This is a genomic window from Bacillus multifaciens (assembly GCF_030756675.1).
In the GTDB taxonomy this organism is placed as follows: Bacteria; Bacillota; Bacilli; order Bacillales; family Bacillaceae_G; genus Bacillus_A; species Bacillus_A multifaciens.
The window spans coordinates 13,510-27,943 of the sequence record NZ_JAVBXD010000014.1 but is presented as its reverse complement, the minus strand read 5'-3'; the positions used below and the strand labels follow the sequence as shown (position 1 = coordinate 27,943).

Here is a 14,434-nt window from a genome sequence, read left to right as displayed (position 1 = left end):
AGTGAAACTTCCACCTGTATGCTTAGTCACTAATAGTTTTTTCAACAATCCAAAATCTAGTCGATACTATTTTTTTCTTGGATTCGGCAGGAATATCAGCCATTAATTAAAATACCTTTCACTCTTTCTGCCACTTATTTTGTTCAAGCTCCGTTCGTTAATACTCTCCCCTTGAATTTTTATTATCCCAGTCATTCATTTTTTACACATTACCCCGCAGACAAAAAAACGATAATTACCATTATTATTTTTCTATACATCTTCTCCTATAGGTGATATAATGCTTTTGTTTTATAGAACATAAAGGGATACTTCAAATAGTAGTGAGAATTTCTCTTCTGCTGTTGATTAGTCTAACAGGATAAACATAAAACAAAACTAATAAATATACCAAAAAAAAGAAGGGGTGTATAAATTGTCCCAATACGAAACACCATTGTTTACTGCTTTAAAAGAGCACAGCAAGCGAAATCCAGTCCAATTTCATATCCCAGGTCATAAAAAAGGACAAGGAATGGATCCTGAATTCCGCGAATTTATTGGGCATAATGCATTATCAATTGATTTAATTAATATTGCACCGCTCGATGATTTACATCATCCGAAAGGTATGATTAAACAGGCGCAAGATTTAGCAGCAAAGGCTTTCGGCGCTGATCATACGTTTTTTTCTGTCCAAGGAACTAGTGGGGCAATTATGACAATGGTGATGAGTGTTTGTGGTCCTGGAGATAAAATTCTTGTACCACGTAACGTTCATAAATCTGTTATGTCAGCGATTATTTTCTCAGGCGCAAAACCAATTTTTATTCATCCAGAAATTGATCCAACATTAGGGATTTCACACGGAATTACAATTCCTTCTGTAAAAAAAGCGCTTGAAGAACATCCTGATGCTAAAGGACTCCTTGTCATTAATCCAACATATTTTGGATTTGCAGCTGACTTAGAGCAAATTGTAAAATTAGTTCATTCCTACAATATACCGGTACTAGTTGATGAAGCCCACGGTGTTCATATTCATTTTCACGATGAAATGCCGATGTCAGCAATGCAAGCTGGTGCCGATATGGCCGCAACAAGTGTTCACAAACTAGGTGGCTCATTAACACAAAGCTCTATTTTGAATGTAAAAGAAGGGCTTGTAAACGTAAAGCATGTTCAATCGATTATTAGTATGCTGACAACAACTTCAACATCTTATATTTTATTAGCTTCACTTGACGTTGCAAGAAAGCGTCTTGCAACAGAAGGACGAGAACTTATTACAAAAACCATTCAATTAGCAGAAGATGTTCGAAAGTGCGTAAATGAGATTGAACACCTCTATTGTCCTGGTAAAGAACTGCTTGGAACAGATGCAACTTTTAAGTATGATCCAACAAAACTTATCATTTCTGTAAAAGAATTAGGAATTACAGGACACGACGCTGAACTATGGTTAAGAGAGCATTATAATATAGAGGTTGAGCTTTCCGATTTATATAACATTCTGTGTCTTATTACACTTGGAGATACAGAAGATGAAACAAATTTACTCGTGAACGCTCTGCATGATTTATCAGTTGCCTTTAAACATAGAGCAGAAAAAGGTGTACAAATGCAAGTGGATATCCCAGAAATCCCTGTGCTTGCGCTATCTCCGCGCGATGCCTTTTATTCTGAAACAGAAGTTGTTCCTTTTGCTGAAGCTGCTGGCCGCATTATAGCCGATTTCGTTATGGTCTATCCACCAGGTATTCCAATTTTCGCTCCTGGTGAGATTATTACACAAGAAAATTTAGACTATATCCAAAAGAACTTAGAAGCAGGACTACCAGTACAGGGTCCTGAAGATATGACATTACAAACTTTACGTGTCATTAAAGAATATAAAGCAATTAGCGAATAACCACCTTCCCACTTCATACTTTGAAGTGGGATTTTTTATTCACAAACATTCCTCTTCCGGCCCTCATATTCTTTTTCCTATGCACCCTTTATTCGCCTATTCATACGATATAATGTGAAACTTCCATGAGACGAAAAGCCTGCCAAACCTAGCTCTTACGAATTGTTAATCACTAAAAGCTCTGATCCGTTCATATACGGGTCACATTAGTAGGTGAGAATCAATTAGACACCTCTCAGTAGTACTTCCCCTAAAATTTAAACTGAGAGCCTCACCGCCCTTTAAGACAAAACCAAAAGAATGTAAACATATAGGTGGGATTTTATGATTGTAATTGGCCGTTCCATTGTACATCCATATATAAAAAATGAAAACGAACCTTTCTTTTCGGAAAAACAACAAATTTTAGAAATCATGACTGGAAACCAAGAAGTATACAACTTCCAATCATTATACGAGTTAAATTTTGATATAAATATCCGTGTTCATATCATTACTTCTTCTTTAGAGTTATTTAATAGTGGACTACAATTTCGTACATTTGCACAATCTTACTGCAATCCCGAGTTTTGGGAAAGAACACATTTAGGCGGTTTTCAACTTCGCCCTAATGTGTTACCCTCTTTTGCTATTCGCGATATTTTTCTAAATGGAAAAAAATACGGAACAGAATGTGCAACCGCAATGATTATTCTCTTCTATAAATCACTGCTAGCATTTTATGATGAGGAAACATTTAATCGTTTATTTGCAAATCTTCACTTATATACATGGGACTATGATAAAAATTTGAAACTCATTACAAAAACGGGAGGAGAAGTTGTTCCTGGTGACCTTGTTTATTTTAAAAACCCTCAAGTGAACCCAGCAACAATTGAATGGCAAGGAGAGAATGCAATTTATTTAGGAAATTTCTTTTTTTATGGGCACGGTGTCGGTGTAAAAACAGAAAGTCAAATTATCGAGGTACTCAATCAACGACGTATTCCTTTCGCTTTTTTAACAGCATATTTAACAGATTTTCTAACACGTATAGATAGTCGAATAATGAGTAAATTTGCCTCTACAAAGAAAATGCAAACAGAAATCGAGCTCATTCCCATTCGAGATGATGCAATTATTGCAACAATTGGTCACACGACTTCAATCCACTAAAAAACGCCTGCGCATGCAGGCGTTTCTTTATTTATTGGGCTTTAGTATGTTCTTTATGCTCACACTCACATTTAGAACCGCATTTTCCGTATAATACTGTTACTTTTTCATCCTCAAAATGCGCAATTGTGTTTTCACAAATTTGACATACGATAGTTCCCATTTTTAAATTCCCCCTAATATTGTAATTCCAAAGAATTTTTTGTAACCGCTTAACTTTCTGTCTTTATTTTAATATGTTATACTGTTTTCGTCAATAGTTTTAATTGTGACACATTAATTATTTTTTCATTTTATTAGTATGAAACATTTACAAATAATAAGCAGTCGTATATTTATTATTACGACTGCTTTTACACAATTATTCCTCATATTCAGCATGCACAGAAGTAGGTGGCAATAGAAACTTAAAAAACTGCGCAAGATCGTTCGCTTCTTCACTCGTCTTTAGTTTAAAAACGTCTTGTAAATGGTGCACATTTTCAATGTCATCCTGTCCAAGGAGAGTTGCTCGACCAGTCTGCATACAAACAACAAGAGGTTTACCAAAAAACATAGTTGTGTACACCACACCAAAATCATAACGTGTCTCATTTGTCATAAAACCAAGAAAGCGGACTTTTGTATTTTCATGTTCATCATATAATTTTTCAAACATTGTCCCTCTCCTTTCTTCTTGATTTATCTCCAATGTATATATTAAACAAAACAAACAAGATTCCTTTTAATTGTCAAAAAATTTACAACAATGTTAAAATAGTAATATATTATGTCCTTAGGAGGTTTATTATGCAAGATGCATTCATTAAACTCGTCCCAAATTCAAAAAAGCAATCTATTTCTTTAGACGATGTTAAACAACTATTTCATTACTATAAAACAATTACAGCTCAAACAGGTCAACAACTCGGCTTTTCATACGCAAACACTGCCTTTCCATACGAAATGGTTGATACTTCCGATACAACACTCTGTTTGAAATCTAATCATGAACGCTATCATTCTATTTATGTAGGAATAGGAATTGAAAACGAACAATTTTTTATACAAATTACATTACCGTCTGCTGCAACATTTGGAGATAAAGGAAAAGCTAATGAATTTTGCAGATTTTTAGCAAAGAAATTAGAAGGAGAATTACAGCTTTTTAATGGAAGAACAATGTACTTTTATAAACGTTAACTATATTATTTCAAATTTAAAAACGACATAGACCATCTTTTTTAGGTAGGCAAGAGCATTTGGCCATGCATAGAAGCGGTCAGGGCCTTTTCCTGCCACATGCGAAGTTTAAACAAAGGGAAAAAGCGAGTGGAAGCTCCTTCTTTTCTGCACAGCAGCAATCTATATGTCGAAAAATCAAAATGGATTCATACAAAAAAAAGCAGCTTACTCATAAAAAAGAGAAAACTATTTGTAACAGTAAAAAAAATTGCCTCTTTTCTGGAGTGCAACATCATATGTGCAATAACATAAGCCAAATAAAAGAACACAAAAAAGAGCAGTACTTTGTAATGCAACTTATCGCGACTTGATAGCAATAACACAATGGAAAATCCGCTCCATATAATAAAATGAAACAAAGCAACGAAAGTTATTTTCATGTTGTTGCCTCCTTTCACACGTCCTATTGTATTACAATATATGGGCGCTAAAAGAAAACATTACATATATATGAGGAAACGGATAAAAGACGCAAAGTGTTATATTTTTTAGCTAATTATCACATTTTTTATTTTGTATGGCAGTATTTCAGATATATGTACTAATTTCTAAAAAAGAAAGAAACCTACAATTTGTTACAAACTTCTTTACTAAATAAAACAACCGCCTCCTACTAGCTAGGAGACGGTTGTTTTATTTTTCTTATATTATTTTACAATGTGAATTGGCATTCCAAGAGCAACTTCTGCTGCTTCCATTGTGATTTCACCTAATGTTGGGTGAGCATGGATTGTTTGAGCGATGTCTTCTGCTGTCATTCCAGCTTCGATAGCTAAACCAATCTCAGAGATAATGTCAGAAGCACCTGCACCTGCAACTTGCGCACCTACAAGAAGACCGTCTTCTTTACGTGTTACAAGTTGTACGAAACCATCTGTGCTGTTTAATGATAACGCACGACCGTTTGCAGCGAATGGGAACTTAGATACAGCTACACTCATTCCAGCTTCTTCAGCTTGTTTTTTCGTGTAACCAACAGATGCTAATTCTGGATCAGTGAAGCATACTGCTGGAATTCCGATGTAATCGATTGCTGATGCATGTCCACTAATTGCTTCTACCGCTACTTTACCTTCGTAAGAAGCTTTGTGAGCTAATGGTGGTCCAGGAACGATGTCACCGATTGCATAGATATTTGATACGTTTGTACGGCATTGCTCATCGATTTCGATTACGCCGCGGTCAGTCATTTTAATTCCAACTTGCTCAAGACCAATTTCTTGAGTATTTGGACGACGACCTACAGTTACTAATACATAATCAGCATCTACAGTTTGTACTTCGCCTTTTACTTCGAAGCTAACTTTTACGCCGTTTTCAGTTTCTTCAACGCCTTTAGCCATAGCTTTTGTATGGATTGTTACGTTGCCTTTTTTCTGAAGAGCACGTTTTACAACTTGGCTCATTGCTTTTTCAAAACCAGCTAAAATTTCATCGCCAGCTTCTAATACAGTAACTTCTGTACCGAAGTTTGCATATGCAGTACCTAATTCCATACCGATGTAACCGCCACCGATTACAACAAGTTTTTTCGGAATTTCAGGTAAGCTTAATGCACCAGTTGAGTTAAGTACGCGTTTAGAGTATTTGAATCCAGGAATTTCAATTGGTGTAGAACCTGTTGCAAGAACAGCATTTTTAAACGTATATGTTTGTGCTGCTTCTTCAGTCATTACGCGTAATGTGTTTGCATCTACGAAGTAAGCTTCACCGCGAATGATTTCAACTTTGTTACCTTTTAGAAGGCCTTCTACACCGCCAGTTAATTTCTTAACTACACCGTTTTTCCATTCTTGAACTTTTGTGAAGTCAACTTTTACGTTTTCTGCAGTAATACCCATGTCATCAGAATGTTTTGCATTCTCATAACGATGACCTGCATTAATTAACGCTTTAGAAGGAATACATCCAACGTTTAAGCAAACACCACCAAGGTTAGCTTTTTCAATAATAGCTACTTTTTGTCCTAATTGTGCTGCACGAATTGCTGCAACATATCCACCAGGACCTGCACCAACAACGACTGTATCTAATTCAATTGGGAAATCTCCTACTACCATTGTTTATTACGCCTCCATTACTAATAATTGTGGGTCGTTTAATAGACGTTTAATTTGGTTTAATGCTTTCTGAGCTGTTGCACCGTCGATTAAGCGATGATCAAAGCTTAAAGATAATGCTAATACTGGAGCTGCAACGATTTCACCGTTTTTCACAACTGGTTTCTCAGCAATACGGCCGATACCTAGGATTGCTACTTCTGGGTGGTTAATAACTGGAGTGAACCATTGTCCACCTGCAGAACCAATGTTTGTAATTGTGCAAGAAGCACCTTTCATCTCTGCTGGAGCTAAGCGACCTTCACGTGCTTTACCAGCAAGTTCATTGATCTCGTTAGAGATTGTGAAGATAGATTTGCGATCTGTATCTTTAACAACTGGTACTAAAAGACCTTTGTCTGTATCAGCTGCGATACCGATATTGAAGTAATGTTTGTGAACAATTTCTTGATTTGCATCATCTAAAGAAGTGTTCAGCATTGGGTATTCGCGTAATGCAGATGTTAACGCTTTTACAACGTATGGAAGGTAAGTTAATTTAATACCTTTGTCAGCTGCAACAGCTTTGAACTTCTTACGGTGAGCAACAAGTTCTGTTACATCTACTTCGTCCATTAATGTTACGTGAGGAGCTGTATGTTTAGAGTTAACCATTGCTTTTGCAATCGCTTTACGAATACCGCTCATTTTCTCACGAGTTTCTGGGTATTCACCAGCTGGAATTGGTTGTGCTTTTGGAGCTTCTTCTTTCGCTGCTGCTGCTGGAGCTTCTGCTGCTACTGGAGCGTCAGTTTGTGCTACCGCTGCTTGTCCACCGTTTGCAAATGCATCGATGTCAGTTTTTACAATACGACCGTTTTTACCAGTACCAGCTACTAGACGAACGTCTACGCCTTTTTCACGTGCATATTTACGAACAGATGGCATAGCAATTACGCGCTCATTAACTACTTCTTCAGTTGCTGCTGGAGTAGTTGCCGCTGCTGGAGCTTCTTCTTTTACTTCTTCAGCTTTTGGAGCGTCGTCATGATCGTCACCTTTAAACTTAAGGTTTTCATAGCCAGGAGCGTCGAACTTAATTAAAGTATCTCCTACTACTGCTACTGTACCTTCTTCTACAAGAATGTCAAGTACTTTCCCTTTAACTGGAGATGGAATTTCTACAACTGCTTTATCATTTTGTACTTCAAGAAGTACATCGTCTTCGTTTACTTCATCGCCTACTTTAATAAACCATTTTACGATTTCGCCTTCGTGGATACCTTCACCGATATCTGGTAGTTTAAATTCAAATGCCACGGAATTCAGCCCCCTGATTCATATCATTATTATTAGAAATTGCAAAAGAAATCAGCATGTGCTGACTTCTTTTGCACATGAAACTAAAATTAGAAGTTCATTACTTTGTTAACAGCTTCAACAATATCTTTGTGGTTTGGTAACCATACGCTCTCAGCTTGAGAGAATGGGAATACTGTATCAGCAGCTGCAACACGTACAACTGGAGCTTCTAAGTTTAAAATTGCACGGTCATTGATTTCCGCTACAACGTTAGCTGCAATACCAGCTTGTTTTTGAGCTTCTTGAACTACAACAACGCGGCCTGTTTTTTCAACAGAAGCGATAATTGTTTCGATATCTAATGGTTGAACTGTACGTAAGTCAACAACCTCTAAAGAGATACCTTCTTTTTCTAATTCTTCAGCAGCTTTTAATGCAGCATGTACCATTGCACCATAAGTGATAATAGATACATCTGTACCTTCACGTTTCACATCAGCTTTACCAATTTCAATTGTGTATTCGCCTTCTGGTACTTCTTGACGGAAAGAACGGTATAATTTCATATGCTCTAAGTAAACAACTGGATCGTTGTCACGAATTGCAGAAATTAAAAGACCTTTCGCATCATATGGAGTAGATGGAATTACAACTTTTAAACCTGGTTGTTGTGTCATTAATCCTTCTAAGCTGTCAGCATGTAATTCTGGTGTATGAACACCACCGCCAAATGGAGAACGAATTGTAACTGGAGCAGTCCAACGTCCACCAGAACGGTAACGTAAACGAGCCAATTGACCAGAAATAGAATCAATTACTTCGTATACGAAACCGAAGAATTGGATTTCAGGAACTGGACGGAAGCCTTCTAATGCTAAACCGATTGCAAGTCCACCGATACCAGACTCTGCAAGTGGAGTATCCATTACACGGTCTTCACCGAACTCAGCTTGTAATCCTTCAGTAGCACGGAATACACCGCCGTTTACACCAACGTCTTCACCAAACACAAGTACGTTAGGATCGTTTTTCATTTCAACGCGTAAAGCATCAGTGATTGCTTGAATCATTGTCATTTGAGCCATGGCTTACTTCGACTCCTTTTCTTTATAAATTTCATATTGTTCAGCTAAGTTGAAAGGCATTTTTTCGTACATGATTTCCATTAAATCAGTTACTTTTTGTTTTGGAGCTTGGTCAGCTTTCGCAATCGCTTCTTTAATGTCTTCTTTAGCTTGTTCGATTACTTTTTCTTCTTCTTCTTGAGACCAGATGCCTTTGTTTTCTAAGAATGCACGGAAACGTACGATTGGATCTTTTTGTTCCCATTCATTTTCGATATCTTTTGTACGGTAACGAGTTGGATCATCACCAGCCATTGTATGTGGACCGTAACGGAATGTTAAAGTTTCAATTAAAGTAGGACCTTCACCATTTACTGCGCGCTCACGAGCAAAAGCAGTTGCTGCATATACAGCTAATGGATCCATACCGTCTACTTGAATTCCGTAAATACCAGCTGCAACTGCTTTTTGTGCTACAGTTTTTGCTGCAGATTGTTTTTCTACTGGAGTAGAAATTGCATAACGGTTGTTTTGAACAACGAAGATTGCTGGAGCTTTAAATGCACCTGCAAAGTTCATACCTTCGTAGAAGTCACCTTGAGACGCACCACCGTCACCAGTGTAAGTAATTGCAACAGATTTTTTACCACGAAGTTTCATACCTAATGCAACACCAGCCGTTTGGATGATTTGTGCACCGATAATGATTTGTGGAGAAAGTGCATTTACGTCCGCAGGCATTTGGTTACCCATGAAATGTCCACGAGAGAATAGGAATGCTTGGTATAATGGTAAGCCGTGCCATACTAATTGTGGAACATCACGGTATCCTGGTAAGATGAAGTCTTCTTTTTCAAGAGCAAAATGACTTGCTAATTGAGAAGCTTCTTGTCCAGCTGTTGGCGCATAGAAACCTAAGCGACCTTGACGGTTTAAAGAAATAGAACGTTGATCTAATACGCGAGTATAAACCATACGACGCATTAATTCTTTTAATTGCTCATCAGTTAATTCTGGCATAGCTGCTTCATTCACAACTTCGCCTTTTTCATTTAAAATTTGTAATGTTTCAAATTGAGCTGCGATAGCTTTCATTTGCTCATCAACATTAAATAGGGTCTTTTTTGTTTTAGTACCCATTCCGTTCACCTCTTCCTCTCTTGAACCATATTCTTAAACGCTTTCACTAGCATCTCACTAAAATGAAAGCATAAGTTTGAAAACTGACGCATCATTCGTCAGTTATTGAATAATTTGTATACCTAACAATCTGTACTAATGTTTTCATTTAAACAAATTAATACAATATTGATCACGTTTTTAAGTTTACAACTATTCTAATCGTCATGTCAATCACTTTGATTTCGATTTTTCTCAAAGGTTACAGAGATTTTCTTAACAAATACAAGTTTTCAAAATACTATCTGTATTAGTGAACAAAAACCTCCTGTTATATTATTTCCTTTTCCTAGATATTTTGCTCATAGAATAATATGTAAACGTTTCACTTCACTCTTATCTTTTGTCCTATCCTAATAAAAATATACAGCATCTTTCGTCTTTTTAGGCAAATAACTATACATTTCTCTCCTTTCCTCCATACATTATATTAACCGCAGCATTCGCGGAAATGGTAAAGGAGGTCACAACATGTACGGATATACTTTTTGTTACCCCTCAACTTGCGCATATCCTTCGTATGGCTATGGTGGTGGTGGTGGTTGCGGCGGCTTTGGACACGGCTTTGCTTTAATCGTTGTATTATTTATTCTCTTAATTATCGTCGGTGCTGCCTGCATCTGTTAATGTAAAATGAAACAACTATAAAAGAACAAGGCGTTTGTTCGTCTTGTTCTTTGCCATGACTTTTTTCATAACCTTTGGTAGACTAAAAATGAAAGGAGAGATTATATATGCTTACAATGGATGATGTAATTCGTGAAGGAAATCCCATTTTACAAGCAGTGGCTGAAGAAATAGCTCTACCTGCAAGCGAAGAAGATGTTCATATATTACGAAAGATGATCGAATTTGTGATTAACAGTCAAAATCCAGAAATGGTTGAAAAATATAATTTACGCCCTGGAATTGGTTTAGCCGCACCGCAAATTGGTGTTTCTAAAAGAATGATTGCTGTTCATGTCACAGATCGAGATGGCACATTATATAGCTACGCTTTATTTAATCCAAAAATTATTAGCCACTCTGTTGAACGTACATACATTTCAGGGGGAGAAGGATGTCTGTCCGTAGACCGTGAAGTCCCTGGCTATGTACCTCGTTACACTCGTATCACTGTAAAAGGGACAACAGTAGATGGCGAAGAAGTCAAACTACGTTTAAAAGGATTACCAGCAATTGTATTCCAACATGAGATTGATCACTTAAATGGTGTTATGTTTTATGACCATATTAATAAAGATAATCCATTTATGATTCCAGAAAATGCAGCACCTTTAGAAAGATAAAACAAACTTTTTACGACGTGCAAATAACAAAATAAACAGAGTCAGTTTTCAATGAAGTTGGTGAAAACTGACTCTGTTTATTGAAATACTTCTCATATTTATACTTTATAACAATCCTGCCCACTGCAATCCATGAAGTATACCATCCTCTGCAACATCTTTAGTTACATAATTCGCAAGTCTTTTCAAATCTTCATGCCCATTTCCCATTGCAATTCCTGTACCCACAGCTTCAATCATTTCTAAATCATTTAATCCGTCTCCAAATGCATACACTTGTTCCCTTGTGAATCCAAGCTTTTCGATAAATTTTTCAATCCCTTTCGCTTTCGATCCTCCCATTGGAATAATATCCATAGAGTAAGCATGCCAGCGAATAAAATGAAACTTTGCATAGTCGTTAATAAACTTTTCTTCCTCTCCTGCCTTGCAAAATAAAAGCGTTTGATATACGTCACGTTCCTCATAAAAACTAGGTTCAAACGCGGGATGAGCCATATGAAGGCTAGCAAAGCTTTCTGTTACATAATGATGCGATGTCACTGTTGCTTTCATTTCTTTATGATTCATGTACACAAGCGCATAGCCTTCTTGCTCTGAAAATTTCGTGAAATCACGCAACGCATCAGCGTGTAGAGGATTTTTATATATAACTTCATCTTCAAACACCACATATTGTCCATTGAAACTTACATAGTTATGAATGTTAAGCTCTTTACGAATATCTTCAAACATAAACGGGGCACGTCCTGTTGCAATTGCCACATGTATACCTTTTTCTTGCAAACGACGTACAGCTTCTTTTGTGGACTTTGGTATTTCTTTGTTATGATCTAGCAATGTTCCATCAATATCAAAAAAGACAATTTTATCATTCATTTCTATAATCCTCTCTACTTCATCAATTCAAACTATACTCTTACTATTTTTTCAAACACTAAAAAAGTATAACATATTGATAAATCAAGCGCTTCTTATCTAACCTTCCTGCCTAACTATGCATATACTGAAATAAAAACGGTACTACGGTTCAACATATGCATTTTCTTTTCTATTCTATCTCATACTATAAGTTGAACGAATTATTTTCTTACAAGATAGTTCATTTTTTAATCTTAATTCTTTTTGCACACTCTAATAAGATTATCTGCATGTTTTGAGCGAAGAAAGGAAGGGACAACCGTGCTAAAGAAATTGAAGAAAAAATTAAAAGTATATTGGAACGATTTACTTCGTAAAAAAACAATTGCTTAAATCATGCCCATTTCGGGCTTTTTTCTTCACTCTTATTCGAAAAAACATGAAAATCATAACCGTTTGCTTTATAATAGGTAAAAGATAGCCTAAAACATAGACAAGGAGAGATTGTTTTAATGATTTTTAAAGTATTTTATCAAGAAAAAATGCTAGAAGTACCTGTACGTGAAAATACTAAGGTGCTATATCTAGAAGCTGAGTCTGAAAAAGAAGTTCGCACAAGATTACACAAGTTCGCATATAATATTGAGTTTATCCAGCCTGTTACTGGTGCTCATCTTGAATATGAAAAGCAATATGCAGATTTCAAATTAGCGGAGAACGTTTAATTTATGAAATTCTTAAAAAATGACCAGACTGCTGTTTTCGCACTTGGCGGACTCGGTGAAATCGGCAAAAATACATATGCTGTTCAATTTCAAGATGAAATTATTATTATTGACGCTGGAATCAAATTTCCAGAAGACGAACTTCTTGGGATTGATTATGTGATCCCTGACTACACGTATCTCGTACGCAATGAAGAAAAAATTAAAGGGCTCTTTATTACACATGGACACGAAGATCATATCGGTGGGATTCCTTATTTATTACGCCAAGTGAATATTCCAATTTATGGTGGGAAACTAGCACTTGGACTAATTAAAAATAAGTTAGAAGAGCACGGATTACTGCGAAAAGCACAATTGCATGAAATTAAAGAAGACGATGTAATTAAGTTCAAAAAAACATCCGTCTCCTTCTTCCGCACAACACATAGTATTCCTGATTCATATGGTATCGTTGTGAAGACACCGCAAGGACAGGTTGTGCATACAGGAGATTTCAAATTTGATTTCACTCCAGTTGGTGAGCCAGCAAACTTAACAAAAATGGCTGAAATCGGAAAAGAAGGTGTCCTTTGCTTGCTATCTGATAGTACGAATAGCGAAGTCCCTCACTTTACGATGTCTGAGCGCCGCGTTGGTGACAGCATCCAGGATATTTTCCGTAAAGTAGAGGGCCGTATTATATTCGCTACGTTTGCTTCTAATATTCACAGGCTGCAACAAGTTGTAGAAGCTGCAGTAGCAAACAATCGAAAAATTGCTGTTTTCGGCCGAAGTATGGAAGCTGCAATGGAAATCGGACAAAACCTTGGCTATATTTGCTGTCCGAAAGATACAATTATTGAACCATCACAACTAAATCGCATACCAGCAAATAAAGTTGTTATTTTATGTACAGGGAGTCAAGGAGAACCGATGGCTGCGTTATCTCGCATCGCTAACGGTACACACCGTCAAATCCAAATTATTCCAGGTGATACTGTAGTATTTTCTTCTTCTCCAATCCCAGGAAACACAGTAAGTGTAAGCCGTACTATCAACATGTTATATCGTGCAGGCGCTGAAGTCATTCACGGGCCATTGACTGATATTCATACAAGTGGGCACGGTGGACAAGAAGAACAGAAGCTAATGTTACGTCTCATTAAACCAAAATATTTTATGCCAATTCACGGTGAATATCGTATGCAACGCATGCATGCAAAACTTGCAAATGATTGCGGTATTCCCGAAGAAAATTGCTTCATAATTGATAATGGTGATGTACTTGCACTTCGTGAAGATGAAGCAGCAATCGCAGGAAAGATTCCGTCTGGTTCTGTCTATATCGACGGAAATGGCATCGGTGATATCGGTAACATCGTACTTCGCGATCGTCGTATTCTTTCAGAAGAGGGACTTGTTATCGTTGTTGTTAGCATCGATATGAAGGATTTCAAAGTAGCTGCTGGTCCAGATATCATTTCTCGCGGATTCGTTTACATGCGCGAAAGTAGCGATTTAATTAACGATGCACAAACATTAATTACAACTCATTTAGAAAAAGTAATGGAGCGCAAAACGACACAGTGGTCTGAAATCAAAAATGAAATTACAGATACATTGGCTCCATTCTTATACGAAAAAACGAAACGTCGACCAATGATTTTACCAATCATTATGGAAATTTAACAAAAAAGGGCAATGCCGCTATGCTGGCATTGTC

Annotated in this window: 14 protein-coding genes and 1 pseudogene; 7 read left to right on the top strand and 8 right to left on the bottom strand. The window is 36.8% G+C overall.

Annotated features, from left to right (window positions below; all coding sequences use genetic code 11):
- Positions 1-415: 415 nt before the first annotated feature.
- The gene (locus tag Q9306_RS11070) at positions 416-1,891 is read left to right on the top strand and encodes an aminotransferase class I/II-fold pyridoxal phosphate-dependent enzyme (RefSeq protein WP_489670929.1); all 1,476 of its coding nucleotides are present in this window, start codon (positions 416-418) and stop codon (positions 1,889-1,891) included.
- A 324-nt stretch (positions 1,892-2,215) separates the two neighbouring features.
- On the top strand, positions 2,216-3,046 hold the full coding sequence (locus Q9306_RS11065) for a protein-glutamine gamma-glutamyltransferase (RefSeq protein WP_306198269.1): 831 nt from the start codon (positions 2,216-2,218) through the stop codon (positions 3,044-3,046).
- A gap of 31 nt (positions 3,047-3,077) precedes the next feature.
- Here the strand turns inward: Q9306_RS11065 and Q9306_RS11060 are convergent, their stop codons facing one another.
- Positions 3,078-3,209, bottom strand: coding sequence for a GapA-binding peptide SR1P (locus Q9306_RS11060; protein ID WP_020059303.1), 132 nt, complete (start codon positions 3,207-3,209; stop codon positions 3,078-3,080).
- Positions 3,210-3,407: 198 nt separating this feature from the next.
- On the bottom strand, positions 3,408-3,704 hold the full coding sequence (locus Q9306_RS11055) for a DUF3055 domain-containing protein (protein WP_306198266.1): 297 nt from the start codon (positions 3,702-3,704) through the stop codon (positions 3,408-3,410).
- A gap of 131 nt (positions 3,705-3,835) precedes the next feature.
- Between Q9306_RS11055 and Q9306_RS11050 the strand changes: the two genes are divergently transcribed.
- Positions 3,836-4,228 carry a DUF1885 family protein gene (locus Q9306_RS11050; protein ID WP_306198264.1) on the top strand — a complete coding sequence of 131 codons (393 nt, stop codon included), beginning with the start codon at positions 3,836-3,838 and terminating at the stop codon, positions 4,226-4,228.
- Positions 4,229-4,416: 188 nt separating this feature from the next.
- Here Q9306_RS11050 and Q9306_RS11045 read toward each other — a convergent pair whose 3' ends face one another.
- From Q9306_RS11045 to pdhA, 5 genes are all read right to left on the bottom strand, one after another.
- Complete coding sequence (locus Q9306_RS11045; RefSeq protein WP_306198262.1) at positions 4,417-4,650, bottom strand: hypothetical protein; 234 nt, start codon at positions 4,648-4,650, stop codon at positions 4,417-4,419.
- 267 nt (positions 4,651-4,917) lie between these two features.
- Positions 4,918-6,330 carry a dihydrolipoyl dehydrogenase gene (gene lpdA / locus Q9306_RS11040; RefSeq protein ID WP_306198260.1) on the bottom strand — a complete coding sequence of 471 codons (1,413 nt, stop codon included), beginning with the start codon at positions 6,328-6,330 and terminating at the stop codon, positions 4,918-4,920.
- 6 nt (positions 6,331-6,336) lie between these two features.
- The gene (locus Q9306_RS11035; protein ID WP_306198258.1) at positions 6,337-7,629 is read right to left on the bottom strand and encodes a dihydrolipoamide acetyltransferase family protein; all 1,293 of its coding nucleotides are present in this window, start codon (positions 7,627-7,629) and stop codon (positions 6,337-6,339) included.
- 89 nt (positions 7,630-7,718) lie between these two features.
- Positions 7,719-8,696 (bottom strand): pyruvate dehydrogenase complex E1 component subunit beta, encoded by a 978-nt coding sequence (gene pdhB / locus Q9306_RS11030; RefSeq protein WP_306198256.1) that lies wholly within the window; start codon positions 8,694-8,696, stop codon positions 7,719-7,721.
- Positions 8,697-8,699: 3 nt separating this feature from the next.
- A complete protein-coding gene (gene pdhA, locus Q9306_RS11025; protein WP_306198254.1) occupies positions 8,700-9,815 on the bottom strand; it encodes a pyruvate dehydrogenase E1 component subunit alpha in 1,116 nt (371 codons plus the stop codon).
- 585 nt (positions 9,816-10,400) lie between these two features.
- Here pdhA and Q9306_RS11020 point away from each other — a divergent pair.
- Positions 10,401-10,481 (top strand): annotated as a pseudogene (locus Q9306_RS11020) (YjcZ family sporulation protein); the annotation flags it as partial.
- 107 nt (positions 10,482-10,588) lie between these two features.
- On the top strand, positions 10,589-11,143 hold the full coding sequence (gene def, locus Q9306_RS11015) for a peptide deformylase (RefSeq protein ID WP_306198252.1): 555 nt from the start codon (positions 10,589-10,591) through the stop codon (positions 11,141-11,143).
- 105 nt (positions 11,144-11,248) lie between these two features.
- Here the strand turns inward: def and Q9306_RS11010 are convergent, their stop codons facing one another.
- On the bottom strand, positions 11,249-12,022 hold the full coding sequence (locus Q9306_RS11010) for a Cof-type HAD-IIB family hydrolase (RefSeq protein ID WP_306198250.1): 774 nt from the start codon (positions 12,020-12,022) through the stop codon (positions 11,249-11,251).
- Positions 12,023-12,516: 494 nt separating this feature from the next.
- Here Q9306_RS11010 and Q9306_RS11005 point away from each other — a divergent pair, with 494 nt between their 5' ends.
- Complete coding sequence (locus tag Q9306_RS11005) at positions 12,517-12,729, top strand: DNA-dependent RNA polymerase subunit epsilon (RefSeq protein ID WP_306198248.1); 213 nt, start codon at positions 12,517-12,519, stop codon at positions 12,727-12,729.
- A 3-nt stretch (positions 12,730-12,732) separates the two neighbouring features.
- Positions 12,733-14,400 (top strand): ribonuclease J1, encoded by a 1,668-nt coding sequence (gene rnjA, locus Q9306_RS11000; protein WP_306198246.1) that lies wholly within the window; start codon positions 12,733-12,735, stop codon positions 14,398-14,400.
- Positions 14,401-14,434 lie beyond the last annotated feature (34 nt).